At 71.9% G+C, this 16,900-nt stretch carries 16 protein-coding genes; 6 read left to right on the top strand and 10 right to left on the bottom strand.

All coding sequences use genetic code 11. The features are described 5' to 3' along the window. Positions 1 to 63 precede the first annotated feature (63 nt). Both OHB00_RS12490 and OHB00_RS12495 read right to left on the bottom strand, forming a co-directional pair. Positions 64 to 705 (bottom strand): response regulator, encoded by a 642-nt coding sequence (locus OHB00_RS12490; protein WP_406434219.1) that lies wholly within the window; start codon positions 703 to 705, stop codon positions 64 to 66. Then, positions 698 to 1,843, bottom strand: a complete 1,146-nt coding sequence (locus tag OHB00_RS12495; protein WP_406434221.1) for a GAF domain-containing sensor histidine kinase — start codon at positions 1,841 to 1,843, stop codon at positions 698 to 700. Before OHB00_RS12495 ends, OHB00_RS12490 begins: the two co-directional genes overlap by 8 nt. Positions 1,844 to 2,068: 225 nt before the next feature. Between OHB00_RS12495 and OHB00_RS12500 the strand changes: the two genes are divergently transcribed. The 3 genes from OHB00_RS12500 to OHB00_RS12510 all read left to right on the top strand — a co-directional run bounded on the left by OHB00_RS12500 (position 2,069) and on the right by OHB00_RS12510 (position 4,940). Further along, the gene (locus OHB00_RS12500) at positions 2,069 to 2,764 is read left to right on the top strand and encodes an SDR family NAD(P)-dependent oxidoreductase (protein WP_406434223.1); all 696 of its coding nucleotides are present in this window, start codon (positions 2,069 to 2,071) and stop codon (positions 2,762 to 2,764) included. Next, complete coding sequence (locus OHB00_RS12505) at positions 2,761 to 3,843, top strand: S-adenosylmethionine:tRNA ribosyltransferase-isomerase (RefSeq protein ID WP_406434225.1); 1,083 nt, start codon at positions 2,761 to 2,763, stop codon at positions 3,841 to 3,843. The genes OHB00_RS12500 and OHB00_RS12505 overlap by 4 nt, the downstream gene beginning before the upstream one ends. Before the next feature lie 296 nt (positions 3,844 to 4,139). Further along, positions 4,140 to 4,940, top strand: a complete 801-nt coding sequence (locus OHB00_RS12510) for a transglycosylase SLT domain-containing protein (protein ID WP_406434227.1) — start codon at positions 4,140 to 4,142, stop codon at positions 4,938 to 4,940. Between the two features lie 85 nt (positions 4,941 to 5,025). Here OHB00_RS12510 and OHB00_RS12515 read toward each other — a convergent pair whose 3' ends face one another. Further along, positions 5,026 to 7,557 carry an FHA domain-containing protein gene (locus tag OHB00_RS12515; protein WP_406434229.1) on the bottom strand — a complete coding sequence of 844 codons (2,532 nt, stop codon included), beginning with the start codon at positions 7,555 to 7,557 and terminating at the stop codon, positions 5,026 to 5,028. A gap of 243 nt (positions 7,558 to 7,800) precedes the next feature. Between OHB00_RS12515 and OHB00_RS12520 the strand changes: the two genes are divergently transcribed. Together OHB00_RS12520 and serB are read left to right on the top strand one after the other, a co-directional pair. Then, positions 7,801 to 9,810, top strand: a complete 2,010-nt coding sequence (locus tag OHB00_RS12520) for a streptophobe family protein (RefSeq protein WP_406434231.1) — start codon at positions 7,801 to 7,803, stop codon at positions 9,808 to 9,810. 205 nt (positions 9,811 to 10,015) lie between these two features. Further along, a complete protein-coding gene (gene serB, locus OHB00_RS12525) occupies positions 10,016 to 11,224 on the top strand; it encodes a phosphoserine phosphatase SerB (protein ID WP_406434233.1) in 1,209 nt (402 codons plus the stop codon). Positions 11,225 to 11,313: 89 nt separating this feature from the next. On the opposite strand, the gene OHB00_RS12530 is transcribed toward serB, so the two are convergent. The 4 genes from OHB00_RS12530 to OHB00_RS12545 all read right to left on the bottom strand — a co-directional run bounded on the left by OHB00_RS12530 (position 11,314) and on the right by OHB00_RS12545 (position 14,019). Then, positions 11,314 to 11,832 carry a SixA phosphatase family protein gene (locus OHB00_RS12530; protein WP_406434234.1) on the bottom strand — a complete coding sequence of 173 codons (519 nt, stop codon included), beginning with the start codon at positions 11,830 to 11,832 and terminating at the stop codon, positions 11,314 to 11,316. A gap of 79 nt (positions 11,833 to 11,911) precedes the next feature. After that, positions 11,912 to 12,118: a hypothetical protein gene (locus OHB00_RS12535; RefSeq protein ID WP_406434236.1), complete on the bottom strand. Its 207-nt coding sequence runs from the start codon at positions 12,116 to 12,118 to the stop codon at positions 11,912 to 11,914. Positions 12,119 to 12,293: 175 nt separating this feature from the next. Continuing rightward, positions 12,294 to 12,410: an SGM_5486 family transporter-associated protein gene (locus OHB00_RS12540; protein WP_089107830.1), complete on the bottom strand. Its 117-nt coding sequence runs from the start codon at positions 12,408 to 12,410 to the stop codon at positions 12,294 to 12,296. A gap of 238 nt (positions 12,411 to 12,648) precedes the next feature. Beyond that, entirely contained in the window at positions 12,649 to 14,019 is a 1,371-nt protein-coding gene (locus OHB00_RS12545) for a CynX/NimT family MFS transporter (RefSeq protein WP_406434238.1), read from the bottom strand. Positions 14,020 to 14,071: 52 nt separating this feature from the next. Here OHB00_RS12545 and OHB00_RS12550 point away from each other — a divergent pair, with 52 nt between their 5' ends. Continuing rightward, the gene (locus tag OHB00_RS12550) at positions 14,072 to 14,764 is read left to right on the top strand and encodes a FadR/GntR family transcriptional regulator (RefSeq protein WP_406434240.1); all 693 of its coding nucleotides are present in this window, start codon (positions 14,072 to 14,074) and stop codon (positions 14,762 to 14,764) included. Here OHB00_RS12550 and OHB00_RS12555 read toward each other — a convergent pair. From OHB00_RS12555 to fabG, 3 genes are all read right to left on the bottom strand, one after another. Continuing rightward, complete coding sequence (locus OHB00_RS12555; protein ID WP_406434242.1) at positions 14,742 to 15,092, bottom strand: hypothetical protein; 351 nt, start codon at positions 15,090 to 15,092, stop codon at positions 14,742 to 14,744. The two genes, OHB00_RS12550 and OHB00_RS12555, sit on opposite strands and share 23 nt — an antisense overlap. Before the next feature lie 163 nt (positions 15,093 to 15,255). After that, positions 15,256 to 16,023 (bottom strand): enoyl-ACP reductase FabI, encoded by a 768-nt coding sequence (gene fabI / locus OHB00_RS12560; protein WP_406434244.1) that lies wholly within the window; start codon positions 16,021 to 16,023, stop codon positions 15,256 to 15,258. Positions 16,024 to 16,028: 5 nt separating this feature from the next. After that, entirely contained in the window at positions 16,029 to 16,748 is a 720-nt protein-coding gene (gene fabG, locus OHB00_RS12565; protein WP_406434246.1) for a 3-oxoacyl-[acyl-carrier-protein] reductase, read from the bottom strand. Positions 16,749 to 16,900 lie beyond the last annotated feature (152 nt).

Here is a 16,900-nt window from a genome sequence, read left to right on the forward strand (position 1 = left end):
ATGAATCTCAGTCCGGAAGGCGACCCTCCGGGTTGCCGTCCGTGAAGCGTTGCGGAGGGCGTTTCAGCCGGTCACGCCGTGGCGAACGGCCCACAGGGCGGCCTGGGTGCGGTCGGCGAGGTCCAGTTTCATCAGGATGTTCGAGACGTGTGTCTTGACGGTCTTCTCGGAAAGCACCAGGGCACGCGCTATCTCGCGGTTGGAGCGGCCGTCGGCGATCAGCCCGAGCACCTCGCGCTCCCGCTCGGTGAGCGAACCGCTCCTGCCCTGGCCGGTGTTGGCCTCCTCCTGGGAGAGCAGGGCGCCGGCCACCTCGGGCTGCAGCAGGACGTGCCCCGCGTGCACGGAGCGGATGGCGGCGGCGAGCGCCTCGGGATCGACGTCCTTGTAGACGTATCCGGCGGCGCCCGCGCGCAGGGCCGGGACGACCGTGCGCTGCTCGGTGAAGCTGGTGACGATCAGCACGCGCGCGGGGTTGTCGAGTTCGCGGAGCCTGCGCAGGGCCTCCACGCCGTCGAGGCCGGGCATCTTGATGTCCATGAGAACGACGTCGGGGGTGAGCTCCTGGGCGCGCTCGACCCCTTCGGCGCCGTCGGCGGCCTCACCGACCACCTCGATGTCGTCCTGTACCTCAAGAAAGGTGCGCAGGCCCCGGCGGACGACCTGGTGGTCGTCGACCAGCAGCACCCGGATCGCGTCAGCCACCGGGGACCTCCATCTCGATCGTGGTGCCCTTGCCGGGCGCCGATTCCACGGTCAGCGTGCCGCCGACACCGCTCGCCCGGTCCCGCATGGAGACCAGGCCGAGATGGCGTCCGGCGCGCCGGGTGAGGTGCGGGTCGAAGCCGCTGCCGTCGTCGGCGACCCGCAGGACGGCTCCGCCGCCGCGCCGGTTCACGGTCACGTCGACGTGGTCGGCCCCGGAGTGCCGCAGGGCGTTGTGCAGTGCTTCCTGGGCGACCCGGAGCAGGGCCTCCTCCTGAGCGGCGGGCAGGGCCCTGAAGCCGCTGGCGGCGAAGGTCACGCGCGCGGTGTGGGCCCGGTCGAGGACCTGGACCTGGGTGCGCAGGGTGGCCAGCAGGCCGTCCTCGTCGAGGGCGGCGGGGCGCAGCTCGACGACGGCGGCGCGCAGTTCGTCGGTGGCCTCGGCGGCGAGCGCGGCCACCTGCTGCAACTCGCCCTTGGCGCGGGCCGGGTCGCGGTCCACCAGGGCGGCGGCGGCCTGGGCGGTCAGGCGCAGGGAGAACAGCTTCTGGCTGACCGCGTCGTGCAGCTCGTGGGCGAGCCGGGAGCGTTCCTCGGCGATGGTCAGCTCGCGGCTGCGCTCGTACAGCCGGGCGTTGGTGAGGGCGATGGCCGCGTGCTGGGCGAGGATGGAGAGCAGTTCCTCGTCCTCGGCGGTGAAGCCGCAGCCGCCCTGAGGTCTGCCGCAGTTCTTGTTGGCGAGGAACAGCGCGCCGATCACCTCGTCGCCGTCCCGGATCGGCAGGCCCAGGAAGTCGGACATCTCGGGGTGGGCGGACGGCCAGCCCTCGAAGCGGGGGTCCGTGCGGACGTCGGCGAGCCGCTCGACCTTCGCCTCGCGCAGCATCGCCGCGAGGATGCCGTGCTGGCGCGGGAGCGGGCCGATGGCCTTCCACTCGGCGTCGGTGACGCCGTCGACGACGAACTGGGCGAAGCCGCCGTGGTCGTCGGGGACCCCGAGCGCGGCGTACTGCGCGTCGAGCAGTTCACGGGCGGAGGCGACGATCGTCTTGAGGACGTCGCGCACCTCCAGATGCCGGCTCATGGCCAGCAGCGCGGAGCTCACCGCCGCGAGACCGGACCGGGGGCCTTGACTCATGCCCTCACGGTACCGGCGGGGTGTGACACCGCGGATCGGGCCGGCGGCGCAGGACCTGGGCCGGTGGCCGTAGGCCCGGGGACCTAGGGCGTGCGGCCCGGACCGGCGGCTTAGTCCGAAGGGCCCCGCCAGGTTGCGGCCCGCGTCCGAGGCGGCCGGGAGGGTCGCGTTCCTACGTTGGGACCACCGCCGACGCGGGCGGACGGAACCGAGGGGACGGTTGTCATGCCGGTAGCGATCATCACGGGGGCCTCGAAGGGGCTGGGGCGGGCGCTGGCAGAGGCGCTTGCCGCGCGTGGCTGGGATCTGGTGCTGGACGCCAGGGGAGCCGATGTACTGAAGGAGGCGGCGCAGGCCGTCGCGGAGCACGGGACGCGGGTGGAGGCACTGCCCGGCGATGTCACGGACGCCGGGCACCGGGCCGGCCTGGTGGCCGCCGCACGGGCGCTGGGCGGAGTGGACCTGCTGGTGAGCAACGCCAGCGCGCTGGGTGCCGAGCCGCTGGTGCGCCTGGGCGAGCTGCCGTTGGAGGGGCTGCGCCGGGCGCTGGAGGTGAACGTGGTGGCCGCGCTGGGACTCGTCCAGGAGGCGCTGCCGCTGTTGCGGGTGTCGGGGGCGGGTGCGGTGGTCGCGATCAGCTCGGACGCGGGCGCCGAGGCGTACGAGACCTGGGGCGGTTACGGCGCCTCGAAGGCGGCCCTGGACCAGCTGGCTGCCGTGCTCGGCGTGGAGGAGCCGGGTCTGCGGGTGTGGGCGGTGGATCCCGGGGACATGGCGACCGGTCTGTACGCGGCGGCCGTACCGGACGACGACGATCCGCGGCCGGCACCGGCGAGTGTCGTACCGGCGTTCCTGCGGCTGCTCGACGAGCGGCCGGCGAGTGGGCGGTACGGGGCGCCGGCCCTGGTGGAGGGGCGATGACGACGGTGGTGCGGGTGCCGGAGGAGCTGTCCGCGCGGGTGCCGGCCGAGCAGCGTGGGCCGGGGCTGGAGCGGGACGCCGTACGGCTGCTGGTATCGCGCGGGACGGCGGTGTCGCATCACGCCTTCGCCGAGCTGCCGTGCCTGCTGCGGGCCGGGGACCTGCTGGTGGTGAACACCTCTGCGACGCTGGCGGCGGCCGTGGACGGGCGGGTCGGGCACGCGCGCGTGGTGGTGCACTTCTCCACGCGCGGGGACGACGGGCGGTGGGCGGTCGAGCTGCGGGAGCCGGACGGGAACGGTACGACACGCGTGCGTGCGGGTACCCGCGCGGAAACCAGGGTGCGGCTGCCCGGGGGCGGGCGGCTGGTCCTGGAGGAGCCGATGAGCGAGCGGGGCGAGCGGCTGTGGTGGGCGCGGGCCTCGGTGGACGTACGCGGGGTGCTGCGGGAGCACGGGCGGCCGATCCGTTACTCCTATACGGAGCGGGACCAGCCGTTGTCCGTCTATCAGACGGTGTTCGCGCTGCCGTCGGCGGACGGGTCGGGGAGCGCGGAGATGCCGAGTGCGGCGCGGCCCTTCACCGCGCGGCTGGTGGCGGAGCTGGTGAGCCGGGGGGTGCAGTTCGCGCCGATCACGCTGCATACCGGGGTGTCGTCGGGGGAGGCGCACGAGCCGCCGTACGCGGAACGCTTCGCCGTGCCGGCGGCGTCGGCGCGGCTGATCAACAACGTGCGGGCGGGTGACGGGCGGGTGGTCGCGGTCGGTACGACGGCCGTGCGGGCCGTGGAGTCCGCCGCCGGGGCCGACGGGGTGGTGCGGGCGGCCGAGGGGTGGACGGAGCTCGTGGTGACGCCCGAGCGCGGGGTGCGGGTGGTGGACGGGCTGCTGACCGGGCTGCACGAGCCGGAGGCCTCGCATCTGCTGATGCTGGAGGCGGTCGCGGGGCGGGCCGCGGTGGACCGCAGCTACCAGGAGGCGCTGGGCGGGCGCTACCTGTGGCACGAGTTCGGGGACGTGCACCTCATCCTCCCGGAGGAGAGTCCTCACACAGAGCATTGCGACAGCAACTCCTGGTGAGATGGCTGTAGAGACGATGTGAGGCCGCACATAGGGCGCACATCACGTACGAACGGACATAGGAGATAAAGGGTCCCGGGGTGAACGGGGCAGACGTTCTAATCTGTCCCGATTTGTCACTCCGGGCTCCACTACCGGGGATCGTACGTCACACCTTTGCCACCGCATTTTGCGGCCGCTAAGAATGGCTGCCGTCGCTCAGCACCGCGGGTTCCCCCCGCGGTGCTTGCGCAGGAGGAGCCGGTCTCCCCCGCAGACAACGAGCGACCTCCGCGCTATTCGAAGAGGTCCACTCCATGCCCAAGCACAGCCACAGTCCCGCGCTGACCAAGCACCACAAGATCGCGCTCGCCGGTGTCGCCACGCTCGGCGCCGCCGCCCTCGCCTTCTCCGCCGTGCCCAGCAGCGCCGAGACGATCTCGTCCGGTGCCCCCCGGACCGCCGCCAAGGCGGCCCACGGCACCGAGCAGATCAAGGACGTCACGGGCACGGTCACGGACCAGCTGGCCCTCCAGAACGTCAAGGTCGAGGCCATCGCCGCCAAGAAGAAGGCGACCTCCGCCCACCAGCTGCACGTCGCGCACCTGAAGAAGGTCCACGCGGCCCACGTCGCGCACGTGAAGAAGGCGCACGCGACCCACGTCGCGCACGTCCACGCCGCCCATGCGAAGCACGTCGCCGCCGTCAAGAAGGCCGCCGCCAAGCGCGCCGCCCAGCAGGCCGCGAGCCGGTCCGCGCAGCGCCCGCAGATCCAGCCGGTCGCCGCGAAGACCTACGCCAACAACCTCGACGGCTGGATCCGCCAGGCCCTCGACATCATGAACGCCAAGGGCATCCCGGGCTCCTACAGCGGCCTGCACCGCAACATCATGCGGGAGTCCTCCGGCAACCCGAACGCCATCAACAACTGGGACATCAACGCGATCAACGGCATCCCGTCCAAGGGCCTGCTCCAGGTCATCCCGCCGACCTTCGCCACGTACCACGTCTCCGGCACGTCCTGGAACATCTACGACCCGGTCGCCAACATCACCGCCGCCGCCAACTACGCGGCGCACCGTTACGGCTCGATCGACAACGTGAACAGCGCGTACTGAGGCAGGCGCGGACCTCGGCACCGACGCGCCGAAGGGCGGCACCCCGTTGCGGGTGCCGCCCTTCGGCGTCGTACGGGAGCGACGGCTACTTGCGCATGACCTCGGGCTCGTGGCGGCGCAGGAAGCGGGCCACCAGGAAGCCGCAGATCACGCCGAGAACGAGCAGCGCGGCCATGTCCATGCTCCAGGCGCCGGCCGTGTGGTTCCACAGCGGATCCGTCTTGGTCGGGTCGTCGGTGTTGGGCGCGATGTTGTTGAAGTCGAGCGTGGCGCCGTCGGCGGCCACCGCCCAGCGGGACGGCATCAGGAACGAGACCTGGTTGACGCCGACCGCGCCGTTCAGGTTGAACAGGCAGCCGGTGAACACGACCTGGATGATCGCGAACATCACCAGCAGCGGCATGGTCTTCTCGGACGTCTTCACCAGCGAGGAGATGACCAGCCCGAACATCATCGAGGTGAAACCGAGCCCCATGATCGGGATGCACAGCTCGAAGAGGGTGGAGTGGCCGAGGATGACTCCCCGGTCGGGGATCGTGCGGCTGGAGAAGCCGATCAGGCCGACCATCAGTCCCTGCAGCACGGTGATCACACCGAGCACGACCACCTTGGACATCAGGTACGCCGACCGGGACAGGCCGACCGCGCGCTCCCGTTCGTAGATGACCCGTTCCTTGATCAGCTCGCGCACGGAGTTCGCGGCGCCCGCGAAACAGGCGCCGACGGCGAGGATCAGCAGGACCGTGGTGGCCGTGCCGTTCGGGACCGGGATGCCGGTCTTGTGGTTGACCGGGTTCACCAGCAGGGTCTTGTCACTGTCGATGAGCAGGCTGACCGCGCCGAGCACCGCCGGCAGGATCACCGTCAGCGCCAGGAAGCCCTTGTCGGAGGCGATGACCGAGACGTACCGCCGCACCAGGGTCAGCAACTGCGACCCCCAGCTCTGCGGCTTCTTCGGCTTCATCACCTGCATCGGCGGCATCTGTACGGACTGCGGCGCAATGGCGTCGATGTCCGCGGCGTACATCTGGTAGTGCTGCGAGCCCTTCCAGCGGCCGGCCCAGTCGTAGTCACGGTAGTTCTCGAAGGCGGAGAAGACGTCGGCCCAGGTGTCGTAGCCGAAGAAGTTCAGCGCCTCCTCCGGCGGCCCGAAGTAGGCCACCGCACCGCCCGGCGCCATCACCAGGAGCTTGTCGCACAGCGCCAGCTCGGCCACCGAGTGCGTGACGACGAGGACCGTGCGGCCGTCGTCGGCGAGACCGCGCAGCAGCTGCATGACATCGCGGTCCATGCCCGGGTCGAGGCCCGAGGTGGGCTCGTCGAGGAAGATCAGCGACGGCTTGGTGAGCAGCTCCAGGGCCACCGACACGCGCTTGCGCTGGCCGCCGGAGAGGGAGGTGACCTTCTTCTCCTTGTGGACGTCTAGCTTCAGCTCGCGCAGCACCTCGTCGATGCGGGCCTCGCGCTCCTCGGCCGTGGTGTCGGCGGGGAAGCGCAGCTTGGCCGCGTACTTGAGGGCCTTCCTGACCGTCAGCTCCTTGTGCAGGATGTCGTCCTGCGGGACCAGACCGATGCGCTGGCGCAGCTCGGCGAACTGCTTGTACAGGTTGCGGTTGTCGTACAGGACCTCGCCCTCGTTGGCGGGGCGGTAGCCGGTGAGCGCCTTGAGCAGGGTCGACTTGCCGGAACCCGACGGGCCGATGACCGCGATCAGGGACTTCTCCGGGACGCCGAAGGAGACGTCCTTGAGGATCTGCTTGCCGCCGTCGACCGTGACGGTCAAGTGACGTGCGGAGAAGGAGACTTCACCGGTGTCGACGAACTCTTCGAGCCGGTCTCCGACGATCCGGAAGGTGGAGTGGCCGACGCCCACGATGTCGTTCGGGCCGAGCAGCGCGCTGCCGCCCTTGGCGATCGGCATACCGTTGACGTAGGTGCCGTTGTGCGAGCCGAGGTCGCGGATCTCCATCCGGCCGTCGGGCGTGGAGTGGAACTCGGCGTGGTGACGCGAGACCTGCAGGTCGGAAACGACCAGCTCGTTGTCGAGGGCACGGCCGATGCGCATCACGCGGCCGATGGAGAACTGGTGGAACGTGGTCGGGCTGCGGTCGCCGTAGACCGGCGGCGCCCCCGCGCCACCACCGGAGGCCATGGCCGGGGCGCCCTGCTGCTGCGGGATCGCCGGCGGGGCCTGCTGCCAGCCCTGTTGCGGAGCCGGCTGCTGCGCGGCCGACGGCTGCGGAGCGGCCGGCTGGGACCAGCCGGCGGCGCCCGCGCCCTGCGCCGCGTACGGCTGCTGCTGGGGCTGCGGTTGGGCGACGGCCGCGGCGCCGGAGAGGCCCAGGCGCGGTCCGTCGTTCGCGTTGCCGAGATGGACGTCCGATCCCGGGCCGATCTCCGACCGCTGGACCCGCCTGCTCTGCACGAAGGTGCCGTTGGTACTGCCGTGGTCCTCGATGACCCAACTACGGCCGTCGTAGCTGATCGTGGCGTGCCGCCAGGAGACCCTGGCGTCGTCGAACACGATGTCCCCCTGCGGATCGCGTCCGAGGGTGTATGACCTGGACGGATCGAGCGTCCAGGTACGTCCGTTTGATTCCAGTACGAGTTCCGGCACGCCAAGCCCCATGAGTAGTCCCCCGAGTTACCCCCATCACAGGGAGTCTAGGGATGTCGAACATCGTCGGGAACTATTTCAGGCTCGGCTCTCTGACCGAAAGCCGGGCCTTGTGGAGTCCTCGTACGAGCGCTTCAACTCTTTCCGTTGACGGGGTTGAAACCGGGCCGGAGAGTGGTAATCCACGCGAGGGGGACAAGCGCGACGGAGTGGTCCGGGCGGCTGCGGATCGGGGGGTCTGTCATGAGTGCTGGTGCGTCCGGCACGGGAGCCGAGCACGCGAGGCACGGCGCACGGCTGCCGTGGGCCGACATCCTGCTGTCCGCGATCGCCGCCGTGAGCTGGGCGTTGATTGGTATGGCGGGTACGGCGGCGCTGGGTCTGCATCTGCTGCGGGCCGACGCGGCGGGCTCACTCGGCCCGATGACCGCGGCGGTTGTGGCGCTCGGGGCGGGTGGTTCGGTCACCCCGGACGGAGATCTGTCCGCTTTCGGCCTGAAGGGGGCGGAGGCCACCACGGCCATCGAGATCACGCCACTCGGGGTGAGCCTGGTCGGCGCGCTCCTTTTGTCATGGTTCTTCTTACGGTCCCTGCGCCCGGCCGGAGTTGTGATCGCCCCGGCCGAACTGCTGGCCCGGGCGGGCTCGGTAGTGGTGCTGTTCGTGGCGATCCTGGGCGGACTGGCCTGGGCGGGGCACTCCGTCGTGACGATCGACGGCGGTGCGCTCGGGCTGGACAGGCTGACGGGGGGAGGGAGCGGCGGCGGCGGTCTGAAGATCCCCGGCATCGGCGACATCGGCGGGCTGCTGCCGGACCGCCTCGGCGACCTGGCGCACGCCAAGGCGGCGGTCGGCTTCACCGTGGACACGGCGGCGACCCTGCTCGGCGGCCTCGGCTGGTCGGTGGGCATCCTGCTGATCGCTCTGCTGGCCTCGCGCCGGACGCCGCTGCCGGACGGCTGGGCGGCGGTGCACCGGGTGGTGAGGCCGGCGGCCTCGGCGCTGGTGACGGTGATGCTGGTGGCCGTGGCGGCCGGCTGGGCGGCCGCGGCCTACGCGGCGATCGGCGACCCGCACCCGGCCAGGATCCTCGGCGCGGCCCTGCTCGGCGCCCCGAACGGCGTCTGGCTGGGCATCCCGATCGGCCTTTTCGTCCCCTTCGACGGCAGGGCCACGGGCGTCCTGACCATGTTCCTGCCGCACCCCCTGGACGACCTCCTGAACTCGAAGTCCGACCAGTCGGTGACCTTGGGCCACCTGGCCGACCTGGACGGGCGGGTGTGGCTGCTGGGTGTGGCGGCGGCGCTGCTGATGCTGTTGGCCGGGGTGTTCACGGCGGTGCGGACTCCCGTGGGTCCGAGGGCCGGCTCGGCCGGGGTGGGGGTCACCGGCGGGCCGGGCTCCGGTTCCGGTGCGCTGGGATTCGCCGGGCGGTGTGCCGTGCGGCTGGGGATCGCCACCGCGCTCACCCTGCCGTTGCTGGCCTGGCTGGCGGACGTGTCGGTGGACGCCTCGCTGTCGGTGCTGGGCTTCGACGCGTTCGGCGCCGGGATCCGACTGCACGGGCAGCTGGGCATGGCGCTGCTGCTCGGAGCGGTCTGGGGTGCGGCGGCGGGGGCCGCAGGGGCGCTGCTGGCCTGGGTGACCGGCGCGGCCGGGTCACGGGCGGCTCCGCTGGCACTGGGTGACGCGGGGCAGGGCGGGGCAGGCGGCGGGCCGCCGTATCAGGGGGCCGGCGGGGCTTCGGGGCCGGTCGGCGGCGAGGGGGCGGGGCCCTACACGCCGGGGACGCCGTACCGTCCGCCGAATCCGAACACGAACCCCTATCTCCGAGTGCCGGAGGAGCTGCGGGAGCCACGGGGCGGCCGGGAGGCAGGGGGCGGCCGGGGGCCCTGGTCCGGTGGAGTCCAGGGGGCGGGGGCACCGCCGAGTGGTTCCGCCGCCCCGGGTCGTCGTCCGCCGGGCGCACCGCCCCCGGCGGACGGCGACCGGCGTGCCGAGGGCCGCCGGGCACCGCGGGAGAGTCGGCCGGATGGCAGCGGGCCCCCCTCCGACGCACCGCCGCCTGAGTCGGGCGACGTGTACGGCGCTCCCACCATGGCCCGGCCGCTCGGCCCGCCGCCTCGCTCCTCGCGGCCCCGGCCGGGCGCGCGGCGGCCCGACGGGTCCCAGGGCGGTCCGGGCGCCGGGCCCCCACCGCCGCCGCCTCCCCCACCCCCTCCGCCGCCGCCCAGGCGGCCGCGCGGATCGTGACGTCCGGCGTGCGCGCGGTCCAGGACCGAACCGCGTGCGGAGACACGGCCGGGTGCGCTCCCGCCCCGGCCCCCGACATCGCACGCACGTTCGCGCGTAGTCCGGAAGCAAAGCGTCCGACACCGGCCCGACACCTATTGTTCCGTGTCCGTCAGGCGGACCACCTGCGCCGCAGGCACTGGGTGCCGGTTACGGTGGTTACACCATGAGCGATCCGCAGACCTCCGAGGTCCCCACTCTCCTCGTCAAGATTTTCGGCAAGGACAGGCCGGGCATCACGGCCGGCCTCTTCGACACTCTTGCCGCCTACATGGTCGACGTGGTCGACATCGAGCAGGTCGTCACGCGAGGCCGCCTGGTGCTGTGCGCGCTCGTGACCCAGCCCCCGGCGGGGCTGGAGGGCGACCTGCGGGCGACCGTGCACAGCTGGGCCGAGTCGATGAAGATGCAGGCGGAGATCATCTCCGGCCGCGGCGACAACCGTCCGCGTGGCCTCGGGCGTTCCCTGGTCACCGTCCTCGGCCGTCCCCTGACCGCCGAGTCGACGGCCGCCATCGCCGCCCGGATCGCCAAGACCGGCGGCAACATCGACCGTATCTTCCGGCTCGCCAAGTACCCGGTGACGGCCGTCGAGTTCGCGGTGTCCGGCGTGGCGACCGAGCCGCTGCGCACCGCCCTGGCCTCCGACGCGGCCGAGCTCGGCGTGGACATCGCGGTCGTCGCGGCCGGTCTGCACCGGCGGGCCCAGCGCCTGGTCGTCATGGACGTGGACTCGACGCTCATCCAGGACGAGGTGATCGAGCTCTTCGCCGCGCACGCCGGCTGCGAGGACCGGGTCGCCGAGGTGACGGCGGCCGCGATGCGTGGTGAGCTGGACTTCGAGCAGTCGCTGCACGCGCGCGTCGCGCTGCTGGAGGGGCTGGACGAGTCGGTCGTGCAGAAGGTGCGCGCCGAGGTGCGGCTGACGCCCGGTGCCCGGACCCTGATTCGTACGCTGAAGCGGCTCGGCTACCAAGTCGGCGTCGTCTCGGGCGGTTTCACCCAGGTCACCGATGATCTGAAGGAGCGGCTGGGGTTGGACTTCGCCCAGGCCAACACGCTGGAGATCGTCGACGGGAAGCTGACCGGCCGGGTGACCGGCGAGATCGTGGACCGGGCGGGCAAGGCGCGGCTGCTGCGCCGGTTCGCCGCCGAGGCGGGGGTGCCGCTGGCGCAGACCGTGGCCATCGGCGACGGCGCCAACGACCTGGACATGCTGAACGCGGCCGGTCTCGGTGTCGCCTTCAACGCCAAGCCGGTGGTCCGCGAGGCCGCGCACACGGCGGTGAACTTCCCGTTCCTGGACACGGTGCTGTATCTGCTGGGCGTCACCCGCGAAGAGGTCGAGGCCGCGGACACCCACGACGAGAGCTGAACCGTCCGGCCGATCCGGACACGAGGGGCCCGGCGCCTGTCTTCAAGGTGCCGGGCCCCTCGTCGTGCCGCGTCAGCGGGGGTGCGGTGTCATTCGGAGGGAGCCCAGTAGTCCGCGAGCGTGGCCACGCCGGGCTCCAGGGCCTTCCAGGAGCCCTCGTGCGTCACCACGGCGAAGGCGGCGGTGGGAAAGCCCCGGCGGTTCATCCACTCGCGGGCGTCGGCCTCGGCGGTGCCGGCGAGGATCTCGGTCAGGCCGTGCACGCCGGGGTTGTGACCGATGAGGATCACGTTCTGTACGTCGTCGGGCACCTCGTTGAGCACGGCGATCAGCTCGCCCGGCGAGGCCTCGTACACCCGCTCCTCGTAGACGGTTTTCGGCCGGTGCGCGAGCTCATGGACGGCGAGCTTCCAGGTCTCCCGGGTGCGCACGGAGGTGGAGCACAGGGCCAGGTCGAAGGTGATACCGCTGTCCGCGAGCTTGCGTCCGGCGACGGCGGCGTCCGTTCGGCCCCGGTCAGCGAGCGGTCGCTCGTGGTCGGTCACCTGTGGCCAGTCGGCTTTCGCATGGCGGAAGAGGACAATCCTGCGGGATTCTGCGACGCTCATGGCACCCAGCTTCGCATGAAACAGGCCATCGGGCGCAGGGAGTTGACATGCGGCTTCGCCCTGCCCGGCGGTACGGCGGCTAGCGGGTGACGAGCTGCTGGACGCGCTCGAAGAGGTGGGTGACGGCGGGGTCGCCGGTGGCCGCGTGGGCGTCCACCGGGTTCAGTATGAGGATCAGCAGGGCCACGAAGGCGAGCGCGGGCAGGGCGAGCGCCCACCAGGGGAGCCGGATGTCGACGCTGCCCCGGGTCGCCGGGTGGTGCCGGGTGTGCGTTAGGGCCGGCATGATCGCCTCCGCTGGTCTCCGGGATCCCTCGGCCGCCCTCGCGGCCACACCTCGAAATTACGGAATCCGCGGTCGCCAACCCATCCGGTGATCCACCCACTTGACCCTGACCCTCACCCCCTAGGGGATGGTGGGGCTAGCCCCACCAGCGGCCGCGGGCGGTGGCCTGTGGTGGTCAGGGTGACGCGAGGGTCGCGATGACGGCGATGACGATGAAGATGGCGAAGAACGAGCCGAAGACGATCAGCATCTTCTTCTGACCGTTCTGGGGGTTCGGATCGAGCACTGGCATGGTGCCAGTCTGGCATCCCCGGAAGGGAACGCACCGGGCGGGGTGGCCGCGACACGGGCCGGCAGGGGCCGACACAGGCGGCGCCGACAGGGCGGGGCCGGCTGGGCAGCGGGGACAGGGTCGGCGGGGCGGCGGGGACAGGAACGGCAGGGGGCGGCGGGGCCGCGGGGCGGCGGGGACAGGAACGGCAGGGGGCGGCAGGGCCGCGGTGCCTCGGGACCGGCGGGGCGGGGCGGTGTCAGGCCGTCGCGGCTGCCTCGTCCTCCACCGTGCGGTCGCGGCCCGCCAGGATGCCGACGGCCATCTGCGGGAGCATCAGGCCGATCATGAGGGCGATCGGCAGGCCCCAGCCGCCGCTGTGCTGGTAGAGCACGCCCACCAGCAGCGGGCCGGGGATGGAGATGAGGTATCCGGCGCTCTGGGCGAAGGCGGAGAGCTGGACGACGCCCGCTGCGGTCCTGGCCCGCATCCCGACCATGGTGAGAGCCAGCGGGAAGGCGCAGTTCGAGATGCCGAGCAGCACGGCCCAGGCCCAGGCGCCGGCGGCGGGCGCGAGGTACAGGCCCGCGTATCCGGCGAGGCCGCAGACGCCGAGGGCGATCACGATCGGGCCCTGGCGCGGCAGCCGGGTGGCCACGCGCGGAATGACGAAGGCCAGCGGTACGCCCATCACCATGGTGACGGCGAGCAGCAGCCCGGCCGTGCTCGCGGAGACGCCGGCGTCCCGGAAGATCTGCGCCATCCACCCCATCGTGATGTAGGCGGCGGTGGCCTGGAGCCCGAAGAACACGGCGAGCGCCCAGGCGGTACGGCTGCGGGTGATCCGCAGGGCGGGCGGTTGCCGCTCCGCACGCGCGCGTGCCGCGGCCCCGGCCTCCGGGGCCGGCGCCGGTCCCCGGTCCCGGACCAGCGGCACCCACGGCAGCACCGCGGCCGCCGCGAGCCCGGCCCACACGGCCAGCCCGGATCGCCAGCCGCCGCCCAGCGCGTCGGTCACGGGCACGGTCACCGCGGCGGCCACCGAGGTGCCGGCGGCGAGGGCCATCGAGTACAGGCCGGTCATGGAGCCGACCCGGTCGGGGAACCAGCGCTTGACGATGACCGGCATGAGGACGTTGCTGACCGCGATGCCCATGAGCGCGAGCGCGCTGCCGGCCAGGAACCCGGCGGTGCTGCCGGTGTACGGGCGTATCAGCAGGCCTGCCGTGACGGCGACCATGGCGGCGCAGACGACGGCCGCCGGGCCGAAGCGGCGGGCGAGGCGGGGCGCCATGACACCGAAGACGGCGAAGCAGAGCGGGGGCACGGAGGTGAGCAGCCCGGCCACGCTGCCGCTCATGCCGAGGCCGTCGCGGACCTCCTCCAGGAGCGCGCCGAGGCTGGTGATGGCGGGCCGGAGGTTGACCGCGGACAGCACGATGCCGATGACGACCAGCCGTGTCGTCCACGCGCGCGTGGCGGTCGCGGGGGTCCCGTCGGGCGCCGTCGCCCGGGCTGCCACAGGTGTCTTCGCCCTTGCTGCCGTCCGTCCTGCCGTGGAGCTCGTGGTGCGGGTTTCCTTGCCTGCCATGAGACCCATCATAGAATCATGGGATGATTGATTGTCCATCCCCGGGCAGGCCCGGCCGCTTCCGGTGGGGCCTCGCGTGCGAAGGTGTGCCATGCCTCTGAGTCATCCGCGCCGCTCGGTACTGTCCGAGCAGGTCATCGCCGCGTTGCGGAACCAGATCACCTCGGGCGAGTGGCCGGTGGGCTCGCGCATCCCCACCGAGCCGGAGCTGGTCGAGCAGCTCGGGGTGGCCCGCAACACCGTCCGGGAGGCCGTCCGGGCGCTGGCGCACAACGGCCTGCTGGACATCCGCCAGGGCTCGGGGACGTACGTCGCGGCGACCAGTGAGCTGGCCGGCGTGATGCACCGCCGGTTCGCGGAGGCCGACCCCCGGCACATCGCCGAGCTGCGCTCGACCCTGGAGTCGTCGGCCGCCCGGCTGGCCGCGGTCCGTCGGACGGAGAAGGACCTCAGGCAGCTGGACGCCCTGCTGGCGCGCCGCGAGCAGGCCTGGCGGTCAGGGGACGCGGAGGCCTTCGTGGCGGCGGACGCGACCCTGCACCTGGCCGTGGTGGCCGCGTCGCACAACGACGTGCTGACGGCGATGTACGCGGACCTGGGCGAGGTACTGCGGGAGTGGCTGCGCGCGGACGTAGGCGCCGAGCTGACCCCGCAGGCGTACATGGACCACACCCGGCTGGTCGAGGCGATCCGCGCGGGCGACGCGGACGCGGCCGCGAAGGAGGCGGCGAGCTACCCGTTCCTGTGCCGTCCGGACCGGTTCAGCTCACCTTCTGGTGGCTGATCCACACCGCGCCGACCTCCTTCCAGCAGCGGCCGGCCAGGCGCACGGTCATCGCCGGGCCGATGTCGGCCGGGGAGCCGTCGGTGTCGATGTCCCACCACTGGGCGCACTCGATGTGCAGCCTGACCCGGTCGGTGTCGACGTAGGGGTTGTGGCAGTAGGCCACCACATGGGAGCCGCGGACGGTGCTCCGGCAGGAGGCGCCGAACAGCTGTGGGGCCGGCTTGTGTCCGCTCGGCACGAGCGCGTGGGACTCCGCGTCGTACGGCAGCGACAGCACGAGAGCGAGGGCCAGGGTCACCGGGGCCAGGCTGCGGGACAGGCGCACAAGGGGACCTCCTCGGCCGGGCTGGGGAGGGGCGTCGCGCGGTGAACGCTCGCTCCACGCGTAATCCAGGGTGCGCCGTCGTGGCGGCGACGGCCCGGCCGGTGGGCCGAACGGGTGAGGCCCGCACCCTCGCGGGGTGCGGGCCTCGGAGAGTCCGTGCGGGTCAGGCGCCGATGGCGTGCAGACCGCCGTCCACGTGGATGATCTCGCCGGTGGTCTTCGGGAACCAGTCGCTCAGCAGGGCGACGATGCCGCGGCCGGCCGGCTCGGGGTCCTTGAGGTCCCACTCCAGCGGGGAGCGGTGGTCCCAGACGGCGGCCAGGTCACTGAAGCCCGGGATGGACTTGGCGGCCATCGAGCCGATCGGGCCGGCCGAGATGAGGTTGCAGCGGATGTTCTGCTTGCCCAGGTCGCGCGCGATGTAGCGGCTGGTGGCCTCCAGGGCGGCCTTGGCCGGGCCCATCCAGTCGTACTGCGGCCACGCGTACTGGGCGTCGAAGGTGAGGCCGACGACCGAGCCGCCGTTCTGCATCAGCGGCAGGCAGGCCATGGTCAGCGACTTCAGGGAGTACGCCGAGACGTGCATGGCGGTCGCGACGGACTCGAACGGCGTGTTGAGGAAGTTGCCGCCGAGCGCGTCCTGCGGGGCGAAACCGATGGAGTGGACCACGCCGTCGAGGCTGCCGAGCTCCTCGCCGACGACGTCGGCCAGCCGCCCGAGGTGCTCGTCGTTGGTGACGTCCAGCTCGATGACCTTGGTGGGCTTCGGCAGCTTCTTGGCGATGCGCTCGGTCAGCGTGGGCCGCGGGAACGCGGTGAGGATGATCTCGGCACCCTGCTCCTGGGCCAGCTTGGCCGCGTGGAAGGCGATGGAGGACTCCATCAGCACACCCGTGATCAGGATGCGCTTGCCCTCAAGGATTCCACTCATGGTGATCAGTGACCCATTCCCAGTCCGCCGTCAACGGGGATGACGGCTCCAGTGATGTACGAGGCGTCGTCCGAGGCGAGGAACCGCACCGTCGCGGCGACCTCCTCGGGCTGCGCGTACCGGCCGAGCGGCACCTGCGACACGATGCCGGCGCGCTGCTCGTCGGTGAGCACCTTGGTCATGTCGGTGTCGACGAAACCGGGCGCGACGACGTTGAAGGTGATGTTGCGCGAGCCCAGCTCGCGGGCGAGGGACCGCGCGAAGCCGACCAGGGCGGCCTTGGAGGCGGCGTAGTTGGCCTGGCCGGGGCCGCCGTAGAGGCCGACGACCGACGAGATGAGGACGACGCGGCCCTTTTTGGCGCGCAGCATGCCGCGGTTGGCGCGCTTGACCACCCGGAAGGTGCCGGTGAGGTTGGTGTCCAGGACCGAGGTGAAGTCCTCCTCGGACATGCGCATCAGGAGCGTGTCCTTGGTGATGCCGGCGTTGGCGATCAGGACCTCGACCGGGCCGTGCGCGTCCTCGATCTCCTTGTAGGCCTGCTCCACCTGCTCGGAGTCGGTGATGTCGCACTTGACGGCCAGGCAGCCGAGTTCCTTGAGGACGGCCGGCGGCTCACCCGAGCGGTACGTGATGGCAACCTTGTCACCGTTGTCGGCGAATGCGCGGGCGATGGCGAGGCCGATGCCCCGGTTGCCTCCAGTGACGAGAACCGAGCGGCTCAACGGATCACCCTTTCGTTCGGTCTGGCACCCGCCCGAACAGCTGGCATGACAGGCGGCTTCATCGAAAACCTATCGGTCCCGCCGTCACCGCGGGCAAGCGGGCACCGACAGTGGCTGAGGAGTGTCGCTGTGGGGTCCCTACAGAAAGGCCC

This window comes from Streptomyces sp. NBC_00631, from assembly GCF_045206895.1.
GTDB lineage: Bacteria > Actinomycetota > Actinomycetes > Streptomycetales > Streptomycetaceae > Streptomyces.

Excerpts from the sequence above, each read along its gene's own strand:
- OHB00_RS12495 (WP_406434221.1), bottom strand. The coding sequence starts at position 1,843 with ATGAGTCAAGGCCCCCGGTCCGGTCTCGCGGCGGTGAGCTCCGCGCTG.
- OHB00_RS12500 (WP_406434223.1), top strand. The coding sequence starts at position 2,069 with ATGCCGGTAGCGATCATCACGGGGGCCTCGAAGGGGCTGGGGCGGGCG.
- OHB00_RS12505 (WP_406434225.1), top strand. The coding sequence starts at position 2,761 with ATGACGACGGTGGTGCGGGTGCCGGAGGAGCTGTCCGCGCGGGTGCCG.
- OHB00_RS12510 (WP_406434227.1), top strand. The coding sequence starts at position 4,140 with ATGCCCAAGCACAGCCACAGTCCCGCGCTGACCAAGCACCACAAGATC.
- OHB00_RS12520 (WP_406434231.1), top strand. The coding sequence starts at position 7,801 with ATGAGTGCTGGTGCGTCCGGCACGGGAGCCGAGCACGCGAGGCACGGC.
- serB (WP_406434233.1), top strand. The coding sequence starts at position 10,016 with ATGAGCGATCCGCAGACCTCCGAGGTCCCCACTCTCCTCGTCAAGATT.
- OHB00_RS12530 (WP_406434234.1), bottom strand. The coding sequence starts at position 11,832 with ATGAGCGTCGCAGAATCCCGCAGGATTGTCCTCTTCCGCCATGCGAAA.
- OHB00_RS12535 (WP_406434236.1), bottom strand. The coding sequence starts at position 12,118 with ATGCCGGCCCTAACGCACACCCGGCACCACCCGGCGACCCGGGGCAGC.
- OHB00_RS12540 (WP_089107830.1), bottom strand. The coding sequence starts at position 12,410 with ATGCCAGTGCTCGATCCGAACCCCCAGAACGGTCAGAAGAAGATGCTG.
- OHB00_RS12545 (WP_406434238.1), bottom strand. The coding sequence starts at position 14,019 with ATGGACAATCAATCATCCCATGATTCTATGATGGGTCTCATGGCAGGC.
- OHB00_RS12550 (WP_406434240.1), top strand. The coding sequence starts at position 14,072 with ATGCCTCTGAGTCATCCGCGCCGCTCGGTACTGTCCGAGCAGGTCATC.
- fabI (WP_406434244.1), bottom strand. The coding sequence starts at position 16,023 with ATGAGTGGAATCCTTGAGGGCAAGCGCATCCTGATCACGGGTGTGCTG.